The sequence below is a fragment of the Pseudomonas sp. BSw22131 genome (assembly GCF_026810445.1).
GTDB lineage: Bacteria > Pseudomonadota > Gammaproteobacteria > Pseudomonadales > Pseudomonadaceae > Aquipseudomonas > Aquipseudomonas huanghezhanensis.
The window spans coordinates 3918947-3940930 of the sequence record NZ_CP113949.1; the positions used below are offsets into that span (position 1 = coordinate 3918947).

The window sequence follows — 21984 nt, forward strand, 5'->3', positions numbered from 1 at the left end:
GTGAGTGCCACGTTTTGTTGCCAAGACATGATGAAGATCCGTGTAGGAGCGCGCTTGCCCGCGATGGGATGATGTCTGCGCCATTCTTGTGTCTGACACGACCCTATCGCGGGCAAGCGCGCCCCTACAACGGTTCTGCGTCAGGCGATAGATCCCACCGCAGAGCGCTGGGTCAGCGAGCCTTCCACTTCGTGCAGCGACACCTTCGACGTCTCCGGCAACGCCAACCCACCCGCAAGCGCCAACAAGGCAATCGCCATCAGGTAGAACGCCGGTGACAAATTGCTGCCGGTCATGCCGATCAGCCAGGTCGCCATCAGCGGCGCCGTCCCGCCGAAAATGGTGTAAGCCATGTTGTAGGTGATCGCCGAAGCGGTGTAACGCGTGCGTGTAGGAAACGTCTCTGAGAGCAACGCTGCCGTGACCACGCCGCACAGCACGGCACCGACGGCCAGCAGCATGACGCCGATGATCGAGGCCACGAACGACCCGGAACTGGCCATCAGGAACGAGGGATAGACCACCACGATCAGCAGGACACCGGCCGTGAGGACCGTCATCCGCCGCCCGACACGATCGGAAAATGCGCCTGCCAGCGGGCAGATTGCAGCGGCGAATACCAGCGCGATCAACGAAATCAGCAGCGAGTTAGCGCGGGTCAAACCGCCTGCCACTTGCAGGTAGGTCGCAAAATAGGTGGTGAACATATAGAACGACAGCGCCGTGAGGGAAACGAACGCACCCAGGCAGCAAATCGCGGCGCCATGATGGCGAAGGGTTTCCTTGAGCGGCGAATGGGCAACGGCGTGCTCCTGCGTCACAGCCTGGAACGCCGGGGTTTCATCCAGTTTCCAGCGCAGATACAAACCCACCAGACCCAGTGGCGCGGCGATCAGAAACGGCAAGCGCCAGCCCCAACTGCCCATTGCTTCTGCGGACAGCGAGGACTCAAGCCCATAAGCGATCATCGCCGCTGCCGCAAACGCCGAGAACGTCGACACCGGAACGTAGCTGCCATACCAGGCGCGCTGATTGCGCGGCGCGTGTTCCATCAAGTAGGCACACGCCCCAGCGTATTCGCCCCCGGCCGAGAAGCCTTGTGCGCAGCGAATGAGCGTCAACAGAATCGGCGCCATGACGCCAATCGCCGCGTACGTCGGCAGCAATCCGATGATCGTGGTCGCACCTGCCATCAGCAGAATGGTGAATGCCAACGTGCGTTTGCGGCCGATGCGGTCGCCCAGCATCCCGAAGAAGATCCCGCCCAGCGGCCGAAAGGCGAAGGCCACGGCGAACACCGCAAAGGTCTTGAGCAGTGCCGCACTGGCATCACCGCTGGGGAAAAACTGCTGAGCGATGGTGGTGGCGAGAAAGCCATACACGGCGAAGTCGAACCATTCGACAAAATTACCGATAGCCGCTGCGACGATGACTTTTCTCAAAGTGGCAGGGTGGACCTGCTCTATGGCTGCAGTAGTCATGAAAACCTCGGCGCATATGGGATGGGACGATTATCAGGACACAGGCGCGAACGGTTGACTCCAGAAGTGCCGTTTACGTACCCAGAACCGACGCATCGATACGTCTGGGCCGCATGATTCATGCCAGCGATAGGAGCGCGCGCCTAGATCGCCCGCTTGCCCTGCAAACCGCCGGTATGCACGAAGATCAGCCGCGTACCGCCGGGCAAGCGTCCCGCCCGCACTTCGTCGTGCAACGCCAGCAGCGCTTTGCCGGTGTACAGCGGTTCCAGAGGGATACCGGTCTGCAGTTCGCAGTTATCGATAAAGGCGAGCAGATGCGGATCGGTTTTAGCAAACCCGCCACGACTGGCGTCCAACACATGACAGCGTCTTAGGAGCGCGCTTGCCCGCGATGGGTTTTGGTCTGCAGCTTTGTCGTCGCCTGACACGCCGCTTTCGCGGGCAAGCGCGCTTCTACAGTGTTTGTGAATAATCGCCGCCACATTCTCAGGCACGCCGTGCCCTTGTGGCACCGCCATGGCGCCATGGATCGTGCGAACCCCCTCTTCGAACAGCGCCAGCCCGGCGAGGGTTGTGCCCGTTCCGGATGCCAGCCACCATCCGTCATAGTCGGTCCAACCCACCGCGTCTAGCTGCGAACGCCCCTGACGCACGATTTCAGCACAGCCCAGCGCGCCTTCCAGCCCCCCGCCGCCCTCAGGCACGCCATGAAGATGCGGGTATAGCTCGCGCCACGGCAGCCAGAAATCCGCTTCGTGCCGCGCCCGATAACCGGCGTAACCCAGCCAATGCAGCTGCATGCCAAATGCCTGCAAGTCTTCGATGGTAGGCGTCTGCTGCGGATGCCCGCGCAATAGCCCAACCGTCTGGAAACCAAAGCGCTTACCGGCAGCAGCCAGTGCGTGAAGGTGATTGGAATGCGCCCCGCCAAGAGTGATCAACCCTGCGGCACCGGCCGTTTGGGCCGCCTTCAGGTGATAAATGAGCTTGAACCACTTGTTGCCGCTGATCAGCGGATCGATGAGGTCCAGACGCAGGATGGCGACCTCAACGCCCGCCTCGATCAGCCAAGGCAGATCGAGACGTTGCAGGGGGGCGGACGGCAAGGTTTGGTCTGCGGGGAGCATGGAGGTGATCGGCAAGCGAAGAAGGCCGCAGTTTAGCATTGGCCTTGTTCGGTGCTTGGGCGAAAGTCATCGCGAGTAAGCGCCCTCCCACGGGATCATGCCCGGCGGTAATGCGCGTCAGAAAGCTTCGCGGGCAAGCCTTGCGCCAACGGGTTCCTCGTAGGCCGCTGAAGCGGTGTGGGTCTCGAGGACAACTGTTCCAACACCGGGAATCGAGGGGGTTTTCATGAAGGGGCTTACAACTCAGCCGCCAACCGCGAGCCCTGATCGATTGCACGCTTGGCGTCCAGCTCTGCCGCGACGTCGGCGCCGCCGATCAGGTGCACGCTTTGACCTGCGTCCTTCAGATCATCGTAGAGTTCTCGCAGCGGATCCTGCCCGGCGCATATCACCACGTTGTCCACTGCGAGCAGTTTCTCTTCGCCGTCACCGATGCGAATGTGTAAACCGGCGTCGTCGATCTTCAGGTAATCAACGCTGTTGAGCATCTGCACCTGTTTGTTCTTCAAGCCTGTGCGGTGAATCCAGCCAGTGGTTTTGCCCAGGCCGTCGCCGACTTTGGTGGCCTTGCGCTGCAACAGAAACACCTGACGCGCCGGAGCGTGTGGGTGCGCAGTAATGCCGGCCACACCGCCGCGAGCCTCAAGCGTCTCATCAATGCCCCACTCGTCCCAGAAGGCCGCGCGGTCGAGGCTGGTCGACACACCTTGATGCACCAGAAACTCGGACACATCGAAACCGATACCGCCGGCGCCGATCACCGCCACGCGCTTGCCCACCGGCTTGCGCTCCAGAATCACGTCCAGATAACTCAGCACCATGGCGTTGTCGATGCCCGGAATCGCCGGCGTGCGCGGCTCAACGCCGGTCGCCAGGATGATTTCGTCGTAACCGGCGCCTTTCAACTCGTCCACAGACACACGCGTATTCAGGCGCACATCGACGCCGGTTGTTTGCAGCTTGCGGCCGAAATAACGCAGCGTTTCAAAGAACTCTTCCTTGCCCGGAACGCGCTTGGCGATATTGAACTGACCACCAATCTCACTGGCCGAGTCAAATAGCGTGACGTGATGCCCGCGCTGGGCCGCAACAGTGGCAGCCGCCAGACCCGCAGGTCCGGCGCCCACCACGGCGATCTTCTTCAGCTGAGTGACCGGCAAGTAGTTGAGTTCGGTTTCGTGACAGGCACGCGGGTTGACCAGGCAACTGGTGAGCTTGCCGCCAAACGTGTGGTCCAGGCAGGCCTGATTACAGCCGATGCAGGTATTGATTTCATCACCGCGACCGGCAGCCGCCTTGTTGACGAAGTCCGGGTCAGCCAGAAACGGCCGCGCCATGGACACCATGTCGGCATCCCCTTCGGCCAGGATCTGCTCAGCGATTTCCGGCGTGTTGATGCGATTGGTGGTGATCAGCGGAATCGACACTGAACCGCGCATCTTGGCCGTTACTTTGGCGAATGCTGCGCGCGGCACTTTGGTGGCGATGGTCGGAATGCGCGCTTCATGCCAGCCGATACCGGTATTAATCAGCGTGGCACCGGCTTTTTCAATCGCCTGCGCCAGGATGACCGCCTCCTCCCACGTGCTGCCGCCCTCGATCAGGTCGAGCATCGACAGCCGGTAAATGATGATGAATTGCGCGCCGACGGCCTCGCGCACCCGGCGTACGATCTCCACCGGCAAGCGCATGCGGTTTTCATAGCTGCCGCCCCAGCGGTCCGTGCGGTGGTTGGTGTGAGCGGCCAGGAACTGGTTAATGAAATACCCTTCCGAGCCCATGATTTCGACGCCGTCATAGTCGGCAGTCTGGGCCAGCAAAGAACAGGTCACGAAGTCCTGAATCTGTTTTTCGATGCCTTCTTCGTCCAGCTCTTTAGGCTTGAACGGATTGATGGGCGCCTGGATGGCGCTGGGTGCGACCTGTTTCGGGCTATAGGCATAACGACCGGCGTGCAGAATCTGCATACAGATCTTGCCGCCCGCCTCATGCACGGCTTTGGTGACGATGCGATGGTGTTCGGCTTCTTGCGGGGTGGTGAGTTTGGCCGCGCCGGAATACACGCCGCCCTCGACATTGGGCGCGATACCGCCCGTGACCATCAGGCCGACACCGCCGCGGGCACGCTCGGCAAAGTACGCCGCCATACGCTCGAACCCTCCGGGCTTTTCTTCGAGCCCGGTGTGCATCGAACCCATCAACGCCCGATTGCGCAGCGTCGTGAAACCCAGGTCCAACGGGGCCAGCAGGTGCGGGTAGTGGGCGGCGGTCATTGGAAACTCCATCAAGCATCATCACGTGGTGCGAGCACTCTTAAGGCACTCGTCAAAGTAAGCGGCGTGACCATCGACACTGACGATAGCCCGCTGTTCATGCCGCAAACAGTAAACAGCGCTTCGGTCACCCTCAATGACTGAAAGTGACAACTTATTGATCCAAATGCGCAACGAGGGTTGGCAAGTCATCAGCGGCGCCCTACCCTTGTGCGATCAGTCACCTCGACGGCAGTGTCCATCTCTTCATGCGCAAAATTCTTGGCCTCTCCACCGCGTTGCTGCTGGTGATCATCTTCGTCAGCTACAGCCTGTGGACGAGCAAACGGCACGCCGGTCACTACCTAAGCGACTTGCGCATCCAGGTTGTGCTCAACGACGGCAAACCGGGGGGGCGTGGCAATCTTCTGGGCATTCAGCCGGAACTGTTCCCCGCCGATTATTCCAGCCCGGAGCGCCTGCACCGCAAGCTCGCCGCCTACCTTCAACAGGCCCGCGACCAAGGGTTTATCAACGACAAAACCATCGTCGTGCTGCCCGAACATATCGGCACCTGGTTGTTTGCGGTAAACGAAAAGTCCCAGTTCTACCAAGCCACCACCATCGAAGAGGCCATGAACTGGCTTGCGGTGAGCAACCCGATGCAATTTGCCAATGCCATGCTTCGCGCCAAGGGAGAAAGTCGCGTCGATGATGCCCACATCCGTATGAAAGCCAGCAGCATGGCCCGTGACTATCAAACGGTGTTTGGTGGGTTGGCAAAAGAATTCGGGGTCACGCTGGTGGCAGGCTCGATCGTGCTGCCGGGGCCGTCTGTAGAAGACGGTCAACTGCAGGCGGGCAACGGCGCGCTCTACAACTGCAGTGTGGTGTTCGGTCGGGACGGCCGGCCGATGGGGCAACCGCAACGGCAACTGTTCCCGGCCTGGTACCTGAGCAGCTATATCCGTGCGGGCAAGGATGCGCCGCTCAATGTCATTGATACGCCGGCAGGTCGCCTCGGCACGTTGATCGGCAGCGACAGCTGGTACCCGCGCAATTACGCGCGCCTGGATGAAAAAGGTGCTGAGCTGATTGCGGTTCCGGCGTTTGTCGCTGGCAATGGCGCCTGGTCACGGCCATGGCGCGCAGAAAAACTGCCTGACGAACTGCACGTCGAGCCCGGCCCCCTCACCGAAGGCGAGGCCTGGAAACGCCTGACACTGGCCCCCACCCGCTCCGCCCGCGCAGGCATCAGCGTATTCATGCGAGGGCAGTTCTGGGATCAAGGCAGCGCGGGGGACAGTTTCGCCAGCCGAAGCGGTCAACATATCCCTGAACCGCCTCCCGGCGTAACGCCCAAAGGCATGAAGCCTGGACATGGCGCGCGCCTGATTAACCTGTGGCTATGAACATGCCGACACCTCGTGTACGGCTCGGTGATTTATCCGTGGGATTTGTTCACAGCCTCGCGGACGCGGTGCGCAGTGTCGGTCATGACCCCGCGCCGCTGTTTGAGCAGTATGGTCTGGACGCAGCAAGGCTGGGCGAAGCCGGCGCGCGACTATCGATTGCGCGCTATATGCGTCTGGGGCATTCGGCGATTGAACTGTGTAACGCGCCGTGGCTGGGTTTGCGCATGGGGCAGTTGAGTCGGCTCAGCCAGTCCGGAATGGCCGGCGTGACTGCGGCGCAAGCGCCAACCGTTCGGGAAGCTGCGCGGACACTGATTCGTTTTGAAGCGCTGTACGGCTCCAATTATCGCGGGCAGTCGAGCTTTCATGAGGACGCCAGCGGTGCGTGGCTGCGCTTTTATTCGATCAGCCCCTACAACGCCTACAACCGATTTGTGGTGGACTCGATTCTCAGCGGCTGGCTGCATCAATTGTCGATTTTGGCGGGCACGACGTTGCGCGCAGAAAAGCTGGAGATCGAGTTCGACGCGCCGCCCTACGCCGCTCGGTATGCAGATTTAAGCGAGCATCCGCCGCTGTTTGACGCTGGCGTCAACCAGTTGCGCCTCAGCCAGCACAGTCTCGGGCTGCGCAACCCGGATCACTGCCCCAGCACCTGGCAGCATTTACTGACGTTGTGTGAACGGGAGCTGGAGCAGCTGACACGGACCCGCAGCCTGGGTGAAAAAATCACTCAGTTGCTTGGACCGTTATTGAATGGTGGGCGAGAGCCCGATCTGGAAGAAGTGGCGTCGCGATTGAAGCTGCCGACCTGGACCCTGCGCCGCAAACTGGCCGACGAAGGCACACGTTTCAGGTCGATCCTCAATGACACGCGCCGCGATCTGGCAATGACTTACATCCGTGACACGGAACTGGCCTTTGGCGAGATCGCTTATCTACTGGGTTTCGCGTCGGCCGAAGCCTTTCAACGCGCCTTCAAACGCTGGAACGGTCAGACTCCCGGGGAGTTCCGCCGTAGCCAACGTCATACCGCATAACGCAACGTCCTACAGCTCGGTTGCGTCGTCAGCGGGTTCTACAGGGTCTAGTTCGTACGCTTTGTATTCCAGAAGCTCTTCTTGATAGTCGTCCATAACGCATGCCCTCGTGGCTGGTTTCTTCGTTTCGGTTGTCGTGCACTGCTGTTTTCAGCGAGTGAATCACTGACCACGGCCCTCACCTTAAAGTGCCGTCATGACGAAAAAATGAAGGTTTCTGGCGTAGTCAGTTAAACGAATATCTAGCCGATGAAGAAAGTTCGCGCAAGTGATCAGGAATCATCTGACACCGCCAGTCACAAATCTGTGGGAAGTGACCATTCATCCTTAAAGCCGACTTGCCCCGTAGCCCCGAACTCATTCACGCGGCGGTAGTGATGTCGTATCAGGCAGGTGACACCCATTCATGCCACTTGACGGCGCGGACCTGCCCGCCATAGTCTTCTTGCCATGAACGTAACCAAGCATTTCCTCGGCCAGATAATTATTACCGCCATTCCAGTCATGGCGGGTTAGCCGACGTTTGCACACAACCCGCCCTAGAGGCGGGTTTTTTCTTTCTGTCTCCTGGGCCAAATAGCTGAAATCAGGAGCCAGACATGATCTTTATCCGCCTTTTCCTTGTTGCCACCTCCTCCATACGCATCGTCCAGAACCTGCTGACGAGTCCGACACCATGAACCAACGGCTGGCTAACCCTCTGGTCGATGGCGACCTGCTCAACCGCTACGTCAAGAAGATCCTCACCTCCCGCGTGTATGACGTCGCCGTGGAAACCCCGCTGCACGGCGCGCGCCGGTTGTCCGAGCGCCTTGGCAATCAGGTGCTGCTCAAGCGCGAAGACTTGCAGCCGGTGTTCTCGTTCAAGATTCGCGGCGCGTACAACAAGCTCGCGCAACTGAGCCCGGAAGATCTCGCGTGCGGCGTGGTCACGGCCTCGGCAGGCAATCACGCGCAAGGCCTGGCGCTCGCCGCCAAGACCCTTGGCGTCAAAGCCACCATCGTCATGCCCAAGACCACCCCGGAGATCAAGGTCGAGGGCGTACGCTCCCGAGGCGGCATTGTCGTGCTCCACGGCGACTCTTTCCCCGAGGCGCTGGCGTATTCCCTGAAGCTGGTTGAGGAAAAAGGCTACGTCTACGTTCACCCGTACGACGACCCGGACACCATCGCCGGGCAAGGCACGGTGGCGATGGAAATATTGCGTCAGCACCCGGGGCCACTGGATGCGATCTTCGTACCTGTCGGAGGCGGCGGTTTGATCGCCGGCATCGCGGCGTACGTCAAATACCTGCGCCCTGAAATCAAAGTCATCGGCGTCGAGCCGGACGATTCCAATTGCCTGCAACAAGCCATGGCCTATGGCGAGCGCGTGGTGTTGCAGCAAGTCGGGTTGTTCGCGGACGGCGTCGCGGTGGCGCAGATCGGCAAGCACACGTTCGACATCTGCCAGCATTACGTCGATGAAGTAATCACCGTCAGCACCGATGAAATCTGCGCCGCAATCAAGGACATCTACGACGATACCCGCTCGATCACCGAGCCTTCCGGCGCGCTGGGTGTGGCCGGGATCAAAAAGTACACCGAACAATACGGCGTGACCGGGCAGACGTTCGTGGCGATTGATTCCGGTGCCAACGTCAACTTCGACCGCTTGCGCCATGTGGCCGAGCGTGCCGAACTGGGCGAAGGCCGCGAAGCAGTGATCGCCGTGACCATCCCCGAGAAACCGGGCAGCTTCAAAGCGTTTTGCGAAGCCATCGGCAAACGCCAGATCACTGAGTTCAACTACCGCTACCACACCGACCGCGAGGCGCACATCTTCGTTGGCGTGCAGACCCATCCCGAGACCGACCCGCGCAAAGCGCTGATCTCAAGCCTCACCGAGCAGGGCTTTCCGGTGCTGGACCTGACCGACAACGAACTGGCCAAGCTGCATTTGCGGCACATGGTCGGCGGGCATTCGGAGCGGGTCAGCGATGAGGTGGTTCCGCTTCGAGTTCCCGGAGCGGCCCGGCGCGCTGTTCAACTTTCTTAACAAGCTGGGCGGTCAGTGGAATATTTCGATGTTCCACTACCGCAACCATGGCGCGGCAGATGGGCGGGTAGTGGCCGGGTTGGTGGTGCCAGAGGATGAGCGGCATCTGGTGCCGGCGGCGCTGGCGGAGATTGGGTATCCGTATTGGGATGAAACCCATAACCCTGCGTACAAGCTGTTTTTGGGCTGATGCAAAACCTGTAGGCGTTGACGAGCCGTAGCGAGGCCGCGATTGGTGTGCGTCAGGTTGACCGCATCGCAGCCTTCGTAAACTCTTCAGCTCCTACAAATTGAGGCCCGGTAGGACCCAATGCCGCGCTAATGAACTCGCGCCTGAGCATTCGCCGCGAACGTCGCGGCGAATGCAGCAGCGTATCTACTGAGCGGGCGTTGCTTGCGTATCAGTCGCCGGAGCAGTTGCGGGCCCGGAAGCAGGCGTTGCCTCCATTTGCGCCGCCTCCGCCTTGAACGCTTCTGACTCGCTCGGAGCAGGCAATGGTTCGCTGCCCTTATAAGCGTCAGGCGATGTCTCAGTGGCAGGCGTAGCCAATGGCGCTGGAGTGGCTGGCGGGGTTGGCTCGGTAGCAGCAGGTGCCTGCGTTGAAGCGTTGCTCGCTGGCTGGGCCGCGGGCGCAGGCTCAGTTGTCGCAGGCGCCGCCGCTGCTGGCTTTTGCTCGGTCAACGCAGCAGGCTTTGGTGCCTGAACAGGCGCTTCGGGCATGCCCAGATCAGTCTTGGGCTTCTCTTCGATGTGCGCGGCTTTCTTCACTTCGGGTGGCAGGAAGTTCTCCACCAACGCGAAGAAGCGGTCATAAAACTTGGGGGACGCTACGGTTTCGCTCGCGACCTTGACCATTGAATCATCCGTCGAACCGATCGGCATCGACACCGAACCCAGCACGCCCACGCCCAGACTGGCCGAGTTGTTGACCTTCTTCAGTGCGTAACGGTCCTGCAAGGCGTTGGCGAACATCGTGGCACTGTTTTCGTTGCCGTCGGCTGCGCACACCACGTTAAAGCTGATCTCCATGTGGGTTTCGCCGGTTTGCTGGAAGCTTTTATGGCCGCTGATGATCTTGGGATCGCTGCTGGTGATGATGTAACCCTGACTTAGCAGCGCACGGCGGGCGGCCTCGCAGGTGGCCGAGTCGGCAACTGGGTATTTGCGCGAGAATGTCCCGGCATCGTCAAAATTTTCATGCTCGTAAACGGTCGGCTTCTTGGACGAGCAGCCTGCGGCGGCCAGCAAGGCAATCGCCCAGCATGCGGTACGAAAGCTCAGTAATTTAGACATCGAACATCCTGGGAGGAAACGGTCGGCAGAACTGCCGAACATAGGAAACGCGGGTAAGTCTGCAACATCGATGGCGAAGGATCAACGCACAGTTTGCAACCATCCGGATACAACATGGGCGGCAGTTCAGCGGTGACGCTGACCTGCGTTGGGAGTCAGACCTCTGATCGGTCAAATATTGCCATGCTCCATCCGCACACCAAGAAACTCAAGCGCTCGCCAGTAACCGGGGTAGGTCTTGCCCACGCAATCAGGGTCTTGAATCCTGATGCCAGACACTTTCAGACCTGCCAACGCAAAGCACATGGCGATACGGTGATCGGAGTGGGTGTTGATCAGCGCATGGCTATTAGTGCCAGCCAGCCCAGGATCCGCCGCCACGAGCAGGTCATCGCCTTCAACGCTGGCAAGACCGGAACGTATCTGATTGAGGCCATCGTGCAGTGCCTGAACCCGGTCGCACTCCTTGACCCGCAGGTTGGCAAGATCAACGAAGCGCACCGGCGTTTCGTTGAAAGCAGCCAGCACCGCGAGCGTAGGAATGGCGTCCTGCATCTGTGAGCCGTTAATCACGGCGGGCATACGCGGGAACTGAGCAATGACTTCCATGGCTTTGGCGTCGGGCTGAGTGAAGGCGTCTGCCGCTACGCCCAGATCAATCTTGCCGCCGGTCAAGGCTTCGGCAGCCCAGAGGTAAGTCGCGGCGGAGGCGTCAGGTTCGATGTGGTAATCGCAGGCGGTGTAACCGGTTGGCAATACGCGCCACAACGCGTCATCCACGCACTCGATTTCGGCACCAAAAGCGCGCATGCACGCGAGGGTCAGATCAATGTAGCCACGGGCGCCGATTTCCTTGCCGGTGAGCGCCACTTCGATCGGCGCATCACCACAGGCTGCGACCATCAACAACGCAGATACGTACTGGCTGGACAGTCCGCCGTCGATTTCGAAACGCGTGGCCTTGATCGAGCCAGCGCCCTGGACAACCACGGGCGGGCAACCAGTGGCACTTTGTGCATCCAGACCGCCCTTGAGCAGAGCCTCCAGCAGCGGACCGATCGGACGCTTCTGCATGTAATGGTCGCCGTCCAGCGTGACGCTGCCGTTGACAGTGCAGACCGCCGCCGTGAGAAAACGCACAGCAGTGCCAGCATTGCCAAGAAACAGAGGGCCTTCAGGTACCTGCAATTGACCGGTGCTGGTGACCACAAAGCTGGTGTCGTCCGGCTCATCAATGGTCACACCCATCTGCCGCAGGGCGTTGGACATGTGCCGGGTGTCATCGCTTTTCAGCGCACCACGAAGATGGCTGGTGCCCTTTGCCAGCGCGGCCAGCAGCAGCGCGCGGTTGGTGATCGATTTCGAGCCTGGGGGCGACACATGCCCGGTCAAGGGTACGCCTGGAGGAATAACAGTGATGGTTTGGTTCATGCCCATTGTCCAGCTCTCCAAAAAACGAAAATCAGGCAGCGTGCCGAGCCGCTAATAAGAAGCCGGCAATAATGTCACTTCTTGAGAGGATCTGCAGCATTGCATCGGCTGCACACGCCGGCACCCCAAACTACAGGCACAAAAAAAGCGACCAGAAGGTCGCTTTCTTTGTCGCTTCAAGGAGTTCAAGGCCGTGAAGCAGTATATGGCGCAGCGGACGGGACTCGAACCCGCGACCCCCGGCGTGACAGGCCGGTATTCTAACCGACTGAACTACCGCTGCGTATCGCTCGGACTTGCGTCCGTTTGAATCGTTGAAACCGGCTTCGAGCGCCTGTTTCTTGTAACCCTGATCGAAAGCCTGAAGCTTTCAATCGAAGACCCGGAAAACCCGATCTTGACAATATGGCGCAGCGGACGGGACTCGAACCCGCGACCCCCGGCGTGACAGGCCGGTATTCTAACCGACTGAACTACCGCTGCGCGTCGGTGGACTTTCGTCCTGCTGAAACCCGAAAGCTTCAACCTGTATCTCTCAACGATGGTGGGTGATGACGGGATCGAACCGCCGACCCGCTGCTTGTAAGGCAGCTGCTCTCCCAGCTGAGCTAATCACCCTTTGCTTCGTTGAGGCCGCGAAATTTACGCAGGTGACGAAGCTAAGTCAATAGCCCGCTTGAAGTTTTTTTTACATCAGCTGCAAGCGGCACGTTTCAAGCTGCAAGCCAAAAGCAAAAAAACGAGCCGCACGGACTCGCTTTTGATCTGACTTGCAGCTTGAAACTTCTAGCTTGCAGCTGCTTCTACGAATAGACCATCTTGCGACTCATGCCGCCGTCCACCACAAACTCTTGCCCGGTAACGAACCCGGCATTGCGTGACAGCAACCAGGCCACCAACGAGGCGACATCTTCCACCGTCCCTACCCTGCCGGCCGGATGCTGAGCATGATCGGCATCCGACAAAGGCTCGGTACGACGCACATAAGGATCACGCGCGTCGATCCAGCCCGGACTGACCGCGTTAACCCTCACTTCGGGCCCCAAGCTGATCGCGAGCGCATGGGTCAAGGCCAGCACACCACCTTTGCTGGCGGCATAGGCTTCTGTGTCCGCCTCTGACTGATGCGCGCGCGCTGAGCTGATGTTGACGATGCTGCCGCAGTGCGCGCGCAAGTACGGCGCGCAGTGCTTGGCCAGAAGCATGGGCCCGCCGAGGTTTACCGCCAGCACGCGGTTCCATTCGGTCAGATCAAGGCTTTCAAGCACGGTGTTATGCGGATCAGCAACCGCCGCATTGCACACTAGCGCATCAAGACGACCAAACAGCCCAAGCACATGCGCCACACCGGCCGCCACCTGGTCTTCGCTGGCGACGTCCATAACTACGAACGAGGCGTTCTCACCGAGCACCTCGGCAACGAGCAGCCCGCGCTGACGATCAATATCCGCGAGCACCACTTGCCAACCTTCGGTGAGCAGCCATGCAGCGATGCCCAGACCAATGCCGCGTGCAGCGCCCGTAACCAGCGCGACACGACCGTTATGGACCGAGGCCGCCTCCATCACATAGTCACTCACCGCAAACATCCGCCATCAGCATTCACAACGCCGCCAGACCACGCGCCAGATCGGCTTTAAGGTCGGCCACGTCTTCCAGACCAACAGCCACGCGAATCAGGCTGTCCAGGATCCCCGCCGCTTCGCGCTCCTGCGGCGATAAACGACCGTGGGAGGTCGTGCTCGGATGAGTGATGGTGGTCTTGGTGTCGCCCAGGTTGGCCGTAATGGAAATCAACCGCGTGGCATCAATGAAACGCCAGGCGCCGTCTTTACCGCCTTTGACTTCAAAACTCACGACCGCCCCAAAAGCCTTTTGCTGACGCTTGGCCAGTTCGTGCTGGGGATGGCTCTCGAGACCGGCGTAATGCACTTTCTCGATACCGTCCTGTTGCTCAAGCCACTGCGCCAGCTCCAGCGCGCTCTGGCAATGGGCACGCATGCGGATAGTCAGTGTTTCGAGGCCCTTGAGGAATAGCCAGGCGTTGAAAGGACTCAGGCTCGGCCCTGCGGTGCGCAGGAAACCGACCACTTCCTTCATCAACTCGGCACGCCCCACTACCACACCGCCCATCGCCCGGCCCTGGCCGTCGATGAATTTGGTCGCCGAATGTGTAACCACGTCTGCGCCCATCAGCAACGGACGTTGTAACGCCGGGGTGCAGAAGCAATTGTCCACCACCAGCAGCGCGCCCTTGGCGTGAGCGACTTCGGCCAGTGCGGCGATGTCGACCAGTTCGGCCAGCGGATTGGACGGCGACTCGACGAACAGCAGCTTGGTGTTCGACTTGATCGCCGCGTCCCAGCCCGACAACTCGGTCAGCGGCACATAGTCGACTTCCACGCCGAAGCGCTTGAAGTACTTCTCGAACAGGCTGATGGTCGAACCGAACACGCTCTTGGAGACCAGCACGTGATCGCCAGCACTGCATAGGGCCATGACCGTGGCGAGAATGGCGGACATCCCGGTCGATGTTCCGACCGCCTGCTCGCCACCTTCCAAAGCGGCCATGCGCTCTTCGAACGAGTGCACAGTCGGGTTGGTGTAGCGCGAATAGACGTTGCCCGGCTTGTCGCCGGCAAACGTGGCTGCCGCGTCCGCCGCTGTGCGAAACACGTAGCTGGAAGTGAAGAACAACGGATCGCTGTGCTCGGCTTCCGGCGTGCGGTGCTGACCAGCGCGAACAGCGAGGGTGTCAAAACCCACGCCTTCAAGGTCGCTGTCCAGTCGACCGGCATCCCATTCCTGAGTCATGCGGTCTACTCCTAGTCTGAATTAGTTGTTGTACAGATCGATGATCGCGCTCACAGCCTGGGTTTTGACTTTGGAGGCGTCGTTACGCGCCTGCTCGATCTTGTTCAGATAATGCTCGTCGATATCACCGGTCACGTACTTGCCGTCAAAGACCGAGCAATCGAAGTTGTCGATCTTGATCTTTTTGCTGCCGCTTACAGCCTCGATCAGGTCGTTGAGGTCCTGATAGATCAACCAGTCGGCACCGATGAGGTCGGCCACGTCCTGGGTGGTGCGGTTGTGAGCGATCAGCTCGTGGGCACTCGGCATGTCGATGCCGTAGACGTTAGGGAAGCGTACGGCCGGGGCCGCAGAACAGAAGTAGACATTCTTGGCGCCAGCTTCGCGGGCCATCTGAATGATCTGCTTGCACGTGGTACCGCGCACGATGGAGTCGTCCACCAGCATCACGTTCTTGCCGCGGAATTCCAGTTCAATGGCGTTGAGCTTCTGACGTACGGATTTTTTCCGTGCTGCCTGCCCCGGCATGATGAACGTGCGGCCGATGTAGCGGTTTTTCACGAAGCCTTCGCGAAACTTGACGCCCAGGTGATTGGCCAGCTCGAGGGCGGCGGTACGGCTGGTGTCCGGAATCGGAATGACCACGTCGATGTCGTGATCCGGACGCTCGCGCAGGATCTTGTCACCCAGCTTCTCGCCCATGCGCAGACGCGCCTTGTAGACCGAGATGCCGTCGATGATCGAATCCGGACGGGCCAGATAAACATGTTCGAAAATGCACGGCGCGTATTTTGGATTCGGTGCGCACTGTCGGGTGTGCAGCTTGCCGTCTTCAGTGATGTAAACCGCTTCGCCGGGTGCAAGGTCACGGATCAGCGAGAAACCGAGCACGTCGAGAGCAACGCTTTCGGAGGCGATCATGTATTCGACGCCTTCGTCGGTGTGACGCTGGCCGAACACGATAGGGCGAATGGCGTCCGGATCGCGGAAGCCGACAATGCCATAACCGGTGATCATTGCCACGACCGCATAGCCACCGCGGCAGCGTTTATGCACGTCGGTCACGGCGGCGAAGATGTCTTCTTCGGTCGGTTGCAACTTGCCACGTACCGCCAGCTCATGAGCGAACACGTTGAGCAGCACTTCCGAGTCGGAATTGGTGTTGACGTGGCGCAGATCGGATTCGTAAATCTCCTTGGCCAACTGTTCAACGTTGGTCAAGTTGCCGTTGTGCGCCAGGGTGATGCCATACGGCGAGTTGACGTAAAACGGCTGGGCTTCAGCGGACGTCGAGCTGCCTGCGGTGGGGTAGCGCACGTGGCCGATACCCATGTGGCCGACCAGACGCTGCATATGGCGCTGATGAAACACGTCACGGACCAGGCCGTTATCCTTGCGCAGAAACAACCGGCCGTCGTGGCTGGTCACGATACCGGCAGCGTCCTGGCCGCGGTGCTGGAGGACGGTGAGCGCGTCATACAGCGCCTGATTGACGTTCGACTTGCCGACGATACCGACGATGCCACACATGCGACACAACCCCTACTTAGTGGAACTGGATTTACCGAGCACTTCCTGCGGCGTTATAGGCGGCAGAAGATGATCCTTGAACGGAATATCAACAGGTACGCTGATTCCGCTGGCTAGCCACTTGCTGGACATCCCGAGAATCAGGTTTTTCGACCAGTCAGCAACCATGACAAATTGCGGCAACAGCTTCGATTGCTGCCACCATTGATCCTGCTGCACCGGCCCCAGGCTTAATAGCCCGACTGCCACTACAACCAGCAGGCCTCCGCGCGCCGCGCCGAAGACCATACCCAGAAAACGATCGGTCCCGGACAGCCCGGTGACGCGTATCAGTTCCCCAATAAGAAAGTTGACCATGGCGCCGACCAGCAAGGTGGCGACAAAAAGAATGGTACAGCCCGCAATGACGCGCGCCGAAGGTGTCTCGATGTAATTGACCAGATACTGCGAAAGCGACCCGCCAAACATCCAGGCAACCGCGCCGGCGATGATCCAGGTCAACAAGGACAATGCTTCCTTTACGAAGCCGCGCTTGAGACTGATCAAAGCGGAGATGGCGACAATCGCGAGGATCGCCCAGTCAACCGGGGTAAATGACACGTTCACGCCTACAGACGGATAAGGCGGCGGATTTTAACAGAGCGCTCGCCCGCCTGTAAGCGGGGATTTCAGTGGGGTTTGATTAACTCAATCAATCGTTGGGCAGTCAGACGACGCTGGAGCTGTAGGCGCGAATTTATTCGCGAGCGGTGTTGCCCTGAAAAATAGTCATCAGCGGGCATAAAGCCTCGCGAATAAATTCGCTCCTACAGGATTGCGCAGACTTATCGGCGTTCAGGCTGGAAGCGCACCACGATGCCCTTGAGCTTCTGCTGCTTGTCCAGTTGGTCACGCAGACGGTCGGCTTCTGCGCGCTCGATCAGCGGACCGACAAACACCCGGTTCACGCCATCCGAGGTGCGGATGTAGGCGTTGTACCCCTGAGTGCGCAGGGTTTTCTGGAGGTTATCGGCATTCGCCCGATTGGACATGCTCGCCAATTGGACCGACCAACTGACCGAAAGACCATTGGCGTCCACTCGGCTTTCCGCAGCAGGCACTGAAGGGGTCGCAGGAGCACTTTTTACAGGCTGAGTGGAAGCTGGTGCTGCTGGTGCAGGTGCTGCCTTCGCGACCGCCGCGGTTTGTTGCGTGACAGGCCTGCTCGGTGCTGGCGCTATCGGGGTGGAAGGCGGCTGCGAGCTGCGGGTCAGATCCTCATCCGTCGGCACGGGTTCCTGCGGCAAAGGCTGCTGCTCGGGGACACTGACCGGATCAACTTTGACCTGAGACATGGCTGACGCTTGCGGCGCTGCGGGCGCTTCGACTTGCACATGACGCGCCTCGTCCTGACGCGAGAACAGCATGGGCAGAAAAATCACTGCCACAGCGACCAGCACCAATGCGCCGACCATTCGCTGTTTGTAAGCCTTATCCAGCAAAGCCATTTGCCACTTCCTCCGTGGCGTGCCGACTCAGCCATTCAAGACCTTCGGCAACGCAATAAAAAGATCCGAACAGCACGATTTCGTCGTCGGCAGTCGCCTGTTCGCATTGTGCTTGCAGCGCCAGAGCGACACTCGGATAGGACGTCACGCGGGCGCCAAGGTTCTGCAAGGCGCCTGCAACCTCATCGGCACTGCGGCTGCGGACAGTCGGCAACGGTGCCACCGCCCAGGATGCGATGCTGGTCATCAGCGGAGCGAGAACGCCATCGAGGTCTTTGTCGTTGAGTAGACCGAACACCGCCAGCCGTTGACCCGCGACAGGCCGTTGCGCCAGACGCTCAGCCAGAAAGGTTGCTGCATGGGGGTTGTGACCAACGTCCATCAACACCGTGAGCGCCTTACCCTGCCACTGCAACGCACGGCGATCCAGACGTCCGGTCACCCGGGTGTTCAGCAAAGCATTGCGGATCAGCGAGGCGTCCCACGGCATCCCCAGCAGCAGATACGCCTGGAGCGCCAATGCTGCGTTCTGCATCGGAAGGTCGAGCAACGGCAGGTTCAATAGTTCGACACGCTGTCCATCGATGTCGGTGCCAAACCAGTTCCAGTCATTGCCGCTGATAGTCAGATCGAAATCGCGCCCGCGCAACGACAGCGGGCAGTCGAGCGCTTCGGCACGTTCAAGCAGCGGTGCAGGCGGCTCAGGATCACCGCACAACGCCGGTCGGCCTTGACGAAAGATCCCGGCCTTTTCGAACGCCACCGATTCACGCGTATCGCCCAGCCAATCGGCGTGATCGACGCCAATGCTGGTGACCAGTGCAACATCGGCGTCGATCAGGTTCACGGCATCAAGCCGCCCACCCAGACCAACTTCAAGCACCACAGCATCAAGCGACGCTTGCTCGAACAGCCAAAACGCTGCAAGCGTGCCCATTTCAAAATAGGTCAGGGAAATATCGGCGCGGGCCGCTTCCACTGCAGCGAAGGCTTCACACAGCTGCGCGTCGCTGGCTTCGACGCCCTGCAGTTGAACGCGCTCGTTGTAGTGCAGCAAATGCGGCGAGCTGTAAACGCCGACTTTGAGACCTTGGGCTTGCAGCAACCGGGCGACGAAGGCACAGGTGGACCCTTTGCCGTTGGTGCCGGTGACCGTGATCACACGCGGCGCAGGCCGACCGAGACCCAGCTGAAGCGCCACTTGCCGTGAGCGCTCCAGCCCCATGTCAATGGCCGAAGGGTGCAGTTGCTCGAGGTACGCGAGCCAGTCGGCCAGAGAGCGTTGGGTCATATGTTGGCCGGAATCGGAGGAACGATGACAGGTTCGATTTTGGGTGCGATGAATTTGGGCGTCGGCAGGCCCATCATTTGAGCAAGTACATTGCCCAGGCGCTGACGCAGTTCCTGGCGATGGATGATCATGTCGATTGCGCCATGATCAAGCAGGAATTCACTGCGCTGAAAGCCTTCGGGCAGCTTTTCCCGAACGGTCTGCTCGATGACGCGAGGACCTGCAAAGCCGATGAGCGCCTTTGGCTCGGCGACGATCACGTCGCCCAACATGGCCAGACTCGCCGAAACGCCGCCGTAGACCGGATCGGTCAATACGGAAATGAATGGCAGACCTTCTTCACGCAAACGCGCCAGCACCGCAGAGGTCTTGGCCATTTGCATCAGCGAGATCAGCGCTTCCTGCATCCGCGCACCACCTGATGCCGCAAAGCAGATCATCGGGCAGCGTTTTTCCAGCGCGTAATTCGCAGCCTGGACAAAGCGCTCACCGACGATAGCGCCCATCGAGCCGCCCATGAAAGAGAACTCAAAGGCCACCGCCACCACTGGCATGCCCAGCAATGTACCGCTCATGGAAACCAGCGCGTCTTTTTCGCCGGTCTGCTTTTGCGCAGCGGTCAGACGGTCTTTGTACTTTTTGCTGTCCCGAAACTTCAGCCGATCGACCGGCTCCAGATCGGCACCGATTTCGTCGCGACCTTCAGTGTCCAGGAAGATGTTCAAGCGCGAGCGCGCATTGATACGCATGTGGTGGTTGCACTTGGGGCAGACGTCCAGGGTCTTTTCCAGCTCTGGTCGATACAGCACCGCCTCGCACGATGGGCACTTGTGCCACAGGCCTTCAGGCACCGAGCTCTTCTTGACCTCGGAACGCATGATCGAAGGGATCAGTTTGTCTACCAACCAGTTGCTCATGCTTTCTTTCTCCAGTACCGATGGCTCGAACGCAGTGGCGTTGTGTGCCATGCGCTGCCCTTAAGCTAATTCATGTGAAGCGAAAATCGCACGCCCCCGCAGCGATCGGCCTTATGCCTGACCTGCCGCACTGACAGCTACCCCTCGCCCCGCTCTGTTTCTTGCCGCAAGACGCAAGACGTCTTCACGTTGTTAAATCTGACCTGCCCGCAAACTGCGGCAGCAGGCTAGTGGACGGCAAACATGTAACCGTCGTCACATCCGGAGCCAAACCGATTAATTGCGCAGGTCTGAAGCGCCGTGCACCGCGCTCATGAACGCGCGAATCTTATCGTGATCCTTGATGCCTCGGGCTTGCTCCACCCCGCCGCTGACATCGACCGCATAAGGGTGAACCTGCGCGATGGCCTGGGACACGTTTGCAGAGGTCAGTCCGCCTGCAAGGATGATCGGCTTGCTGAGCCCTTTTGGAATCAGCGCCCAGTCGAAGGTTTCGCCCGTCCCGCCTGGCACGCCTTCCACATAAGTATCCAACAGGATGCCGCTGGCGTTGGCGTATTGCCTGCAAGCGGCCGCAATGTCGTCACCTGCCTTGACCCGAAGCGCCTTGATGAAGGGGCGATGATAGCCATCGCACTGCTCGGGGGTTTCATCGCCGTGAAACTGCAACAGATCCAGCGGTACTGCGTCGAGTGTCTCGTTCAGCTCGCAAGCACTGGCATTGACGAATAACCCGACGGTGGAAATGAAGGGCGGCAATGCGGCGATGATCGCCTTCGCTTGCTGAGCAGTCACCCCACGAGGACTTTTGGCATAAAACACGAAACCAATGGCATCAGCGCCCGCTTCAACGGCTGCCAGCGCATCTTCTATGCGGGTAATCCCGCAGATCTTGCTGCGAACGGCTGACATATCGTGAAAACCTCAGGTCTCTCGTGAAGTGCCGGATGTTAACAAATGCTTTTCCGGGCGTCAGCCGCCAAGTTCAGCGAACCCCGTCAGAAAGTGTGGGCCGATGAAGCGGTCCGGCAGCGCAAACTCGTCGCGGTACTCAACCTGAACCAGATACAGACCGAATGGATGCGCCGTCACGCCACCGGTGCGCCGCACCCGGCTTTCAAGTACTTCGCTGGCCCATTCCACCGGCCGCTCACCTGCCCCGATGGTCATCAACACGCCCGCAATGTTGCGCACCATGTGGTGCAGAAAGGCGTTGGCGCGGATGTCGATCACGATCATTTTGCCGTGACGGGTGACGCGCAGGTGATGCAACTGCTTGATCGGCGACTTGGCCTGGCACTGACCGGCGCGAAAGGCGCTGAAGTCGTGCGTACCTACCAGATACGAGGCTGCCAGCGCCATGCGTTCGACGTCCAGTGGCCGGTGGTTCCAGGTGATTTCCTGATTGAGATGCGCAGGGCGAATCTGATCGTTATAGATGACGTAGCGGTAACGCCGGGCGATGGCTTTGAAGCGCGCATGGAAATGCGCTGGCATCACTTTGGCCCAGGTGACGCTGATGTCGTGGGGCAAATTGATGTTGGCACCCATGGTCCAGGCTTTCATCGTGCGTTCGGCTTGCGTATCGAAATGCACCACCTGACCGCACGCGTGGACTCCCGCATCGGTACGACCGGCGCACATCAGGCTGACCGGAGAATTAGCCACTTTGGACAGCGCGTTTTCCAGGGTTTCCTGCACGGTCGTGACGCCGCTCGCCTGTCGCTGCCAGCCGCTGTAGCGCGACCCTTTGTATTCAACGCCCAGTGCGATTCGGGAATACCCTTGTGCAGCCATCTCGGCGGCTGCGGTCTGTGCCTCGGTGTCTATGGTTGCCAAGTACTTAAAGCCTGTGGGTGCGCGC

The 21984-nt window shown here is 59.8% G+C and carries 16 protein-coding genes, 3 tRNA genes and 1 pseudogene; 3 read left to right on the plus strand and 17 right to left on the minus strand.

Annotated features, from left to right (window positions below; translation table 11 throughout):
- Positions 1–140: 140 nt before the first annotated feature.
- The 3 genes from OYW20_RS17535 to OYW20_RS17545 all read right to left on the minus strand — a co-directional run bounded on the left by OYW20_RS17535 (position 141) and on the right by OYW20_RS17545 (position 4884).
- Entirely contained in the window at positions 141–1481 is a 1341-nt protein-coding gene (locus tag OYW20_RS17535; protein ID WP_268797204.1) for an MFS transporter, read from the minus strand.
- 143 nt (positions 1482–1624) lie between these two features.
- Positions 1625–2611, minus strand: a complete 987-nt coding sequence (locus tag OYW20_RS17540) for a 1-aminocyclopropane-1-carboxylate deaminase/D-cysteine desulfhydrase (protein ID WP_268797205.1) — start codon at positions 2609–2611, stop codon at positions 1625–1627.
- Between the two features lie 236 nt (positions 2612–2847).
- Complete coding sequence (locus OYW20_RS17545) at positions 2848–4884, minus strand: NADPH-dependent 2,4-dienoyl-CoA reductase (protein WP_268797206.1); 2037 nt, start codon at positions 4882–4884, stop codon at positions 2848–2850.
- 248 nt (positions 4885–5132) lie between these two features.
- Here OYW20_RS17545 and OYW20_RS17550 point away from each other — a divergent pair, with 248 nt between their 5' ends.
- From OYW20_RS17550 to ilvA, 3 genes and pseudogenes are all read left to right on the plus strand, one after another.
- The gene (locus tag OYW20_RS17550; RefSeq protein ID WP_268797207.1) at positions 5133–6275 is read left to right on the plus strand and encodes a nitrilase-related carbon-nitrogen hydrolase; all 1143 of its coding nucleotides are present in this window, start codon (positions 5133–5135) and stop codon (positions 6273–6275) included.
- A 2-nt stretch (positions 6276–6277) separates the two neighbouring features.
- Complete coding sequence (locus OYW20_RS17555) at positions 6278–7318, plus strand: AraC family transcriptional regulator (RefSeq protein ID WP_268797209.1); 1041 nt, start codon at positions 6278–6280, stop codon at positions 7316–7318.
- Positions 7319–8033: 715 nt separating this feature from the next.
- Positions 8034–9546 (plus strand): annotated as a pseudogene (gene ilvA / locus OYW20_RS17560) (threonine ammonia-lyase, biosynthetic).
- A gap of 186 nt (positions 9547–9732) precedes the next feature.
- Here the strand turns inward: ilvA and OYW20_RS17565 are convergent.
- The 14 genes from OYW20_RS17565 to truA all read right to left on the minus strand — a co-directional run bounded on the left by OYW20_RS17565 (position 9733) and on the right by truA (position 21917).
- A complete protein-coding gene (locus OYW20_RS17565; protein WP_268797210.1) occupies positions 9733–10650 on the minus strand; it encodes a DUF2242 domain-containing protein in 918 nt (305 codons plus the stop codon).
- Between the two features lie 171 nt (positions 10651–10821).
- Positions 10822–12087, minus strand: a complete 1266-nt coding sequence (locus OYW20_RS17570; RefSeq protein ID WP_268797211.1) for a 3-phosphoshikimate 1-carboxyvinyltransferase — start codon at positions 12085–12087, stop codon at positions 10822–10824.
- A 200-nt stretch (positions 12088–12287) separates the two neighbouring features.
- Positions 12288–12364 (minus strand) — tRNA-Asp (locus OYW20_RS17575).
- A 123-nt stretch (positions 12365–12487) separates the two neighbouring features.
- Positions 12488–12564: transfer RNA gene (locus tag OYW20_RS17580), tRNA-Asp, on the minus strand.
- A gap of 59 nt (positions 12565–12623) precedes the next feature.
- Positions 12624–12699, minus strand: a tRNA-Val gene (locus tag OYW20_RS17585).
- Positions 12700–12884: 185 nt separating this feature from the next.
- Positions 12885–13646: an SDR family oxidoreductase gene (locus OYW20_RS17590; RefSeq protein WP_268801172.1), complete on the minus strand. Its 762-nt coding sequence runs from the start codon at positions 13644–13646 to the stop codon at positions 12885–12887.
- Between the two features lie 37 nt (positions 13647–13683).
- Positions 13684–14895 (minus strand): O-succinylhomoserine sulfhydrylase, encoded by a 1212-nt coding sequence (locus OYW20_RS17595; RefSeq protein WP_268797213.1) that lies wholly within the window; start codon positions 14893–14895, stop codon positions 13684–13686.
- A 21-nt stretch (positions 14896–14916) separates the two neighbouring features.
- Positions 14917–16425 (minus strand): amidophosphoribosyltransferase, encoded by a 1509-nt coding sequence (purF, locus tag OYW20_RS17600; RefSeq protein WP_268797215.1) that lies wholly within the window; start codon positions 16423–16425, stop codon positions 14917–14919.
- A gap of 12 nt (positions 16426–16437) precedes the next feature.
- On the minus strand, positions 16438–17025 hold the full coding sequence (locus OYW20_RS17605; RefSeq protein ID WP_268797217.1) for a CvpA family protein: 588 nt from the start codon (positions 17023–17025) through the stop codon (positions 16438–16440).
- A gap of 224 nt (positions 17026–17249) precedes the next feature.
- Positions 17250–17912: an SPOR domain-containing protein gene (locus tag OYW20_RS17610; RefSeq protein ID WP_268797218.1), complete on the minus strand. Its 663-nt coding sequence runs from the start codon at positions 17910–17912 to the stop codon at positions 17250–17252.
- A complete protein-coding gene (gene folC, locus OYW20_RS17615) occupies positions 17896–19203 on the minus strand; it encodes a bifunctional tetrahydrofolate synthase/dihydrofolate synthase (RefSeq protein ID WP_268797219.1) in 1308 nt (435 codons plus the stop codon). Before folC ends, OYW20_RS17610 begins: the two co-directional genes overlap by 17 nt.
- Complete coding sequence (gene accD, locus OYW20_RS17620) at positions 19200–20120, minus strand: acetyl-CoA carboxylase, carboxyltransferase subunit beta (protein WP_268801173.1); 921 nt, start codon at positions 20118–20120, stop codon at positions 19200–19202. The genes folC and accD overlap by 4 nt, the downstream gene beginning before the upstream one ends.
- A 276-nt stretch (positions 20121–20396) precedes the next feature.
- Positions 20397–21032, minus strand: a complete 636-nt coding sequence (locus OYW20_RS17625; RefSeq protein WP_268797220.1) for a phosphoribosylanthranilate isomerase — start codon at positions 21030–21032, stop codon at positions 20397–20399.
- Between the two features lie 60 nt (positions 21033–21092).
- Positions 21093–21917, minus strand: coding sequence for a tRNA pseudouridine(38-40) synthase TruA (gene truA, locus OYW20_RS17630; protein ID WP_268801174.1), 825 nt, complete (start codon positions 21915–21917; stop codon positions 21093–21095).
- Positions 21918–21984 lie beyond the last annotated feature (67 nt).

What these genes read in the sequence shown, in the direction of transcription:
- OYW20_RS17595 (WP_268797213.1), bottom strand. Translation starts at nt 14,895, where the DNA reads ATGACTCAGGAATGGGATGCCGGTCGACTGGACAGCGACCTTGAAGGC.
- OYW20_RS17555 (WP_268797209.1), top strand. Translation starts at nt 6,278, where the DNA reads ATGCCGACACCTCGTGTACGGCTCGGTGATTTATCCGTGGGATTTGTT.
- OYW20_RS17570 (WP_268797211.1), bottom strand. Translation starts at nt 12,087, where the DNA reads ATGGGCATGAACCAAACCATCACTGTTATTCCTCCAGGCGTACCCTTG.
- folC (WP_268797219.1), bottom strand. Translation starts at nt 19,203, where the DNA reads ATGACCCAACGCTCTCTGGCCGACTGGCTCGCGTACCTCGAGCAACTG.
- OYW20_RS17625 (WP_268797220.1), bottom strand. Translation starts at nt 21,032, where the DNA reads ATGTCAGCCGTTCGCAGCAAGATCTGCGGGATTACCCGCATAGAAGAT.
- OYW20_RS17535 (WP_268797204.1), bottom strand. Translation starts at nt 1,481, where the DNA reads ATGACTACTGCAGCCATAGAGCAGGTCCACCCTGCCACTTTGAGAAAA.
- OYW20_RS17540 (WP_268797205.1), bottom strand. Translation starts at nt 2,611, where the DNA reads ATGCTCCCCGCAGACCAAACCTTGCCGTCCGCCCCCCTGCAACGTCTC.
- purF (WP_268797215.1), bottom strand. Translation starts at nt 16,425, where the DNA reads ATGTGTGGCATCGTCGGTATCGTCGGCAAGTCGAACGTCAATCAGGCG.
- OYW20_RS17550 (WP_268797207.1), top strand. Translation starts at nt 5,133, where the DNA reads ATGCGCAAAATTCTTGGCCTCTCCACCGCGTTGCTGCTGGTGATCATC.
- accD (WP_268801173.1), bottom strand. Translation starts at nt 20,120, where the DNA reads ATGAGCAACTGGTTGGTAGACAAACTGATCCCTTCGATCATGCGTTCC.
- OYW20_RS17610 (WP_268797218.1), bottom strand. Translation starts at nt 17,912, where the DNA reads ATGGCTTTGCTGGATAAGGCTTACAAACAGCGAATGGTCGGCGCATTG.
- OYW20_RS17565 (WP_268797210.1), bottom strand. Translation starts at nt 10,650, where the DNA reads ATGTCTAAATTACTGAGCTTTCGTACCGCATGCTGGGCGATTGCCTTG.
- OYW20_RS17545 (WP_268797206.1), bottom strand. Translation starts at nt 4,884, where the DNA reads ATGACCGCCGCCCACTACCCGCACCTGCTGGCCCCGTTGGACCTGGGT.
- OYW20_RS17590 (WP_268801172.1), bottom strand. Translation starts at nt 13,646, where the DNA reads ATGGAGGCGGCCTCGGTCCATAACGGTCGTGTCGCGCTGGTTACGGGC.
- truA (WP_268801174.1), bottom strand. Translation starts at nt 21,917, where the DNA reads ATGGCTGCACAAGGGTATTCCCGAATCGCACTGGGCGTTGAATACAAA.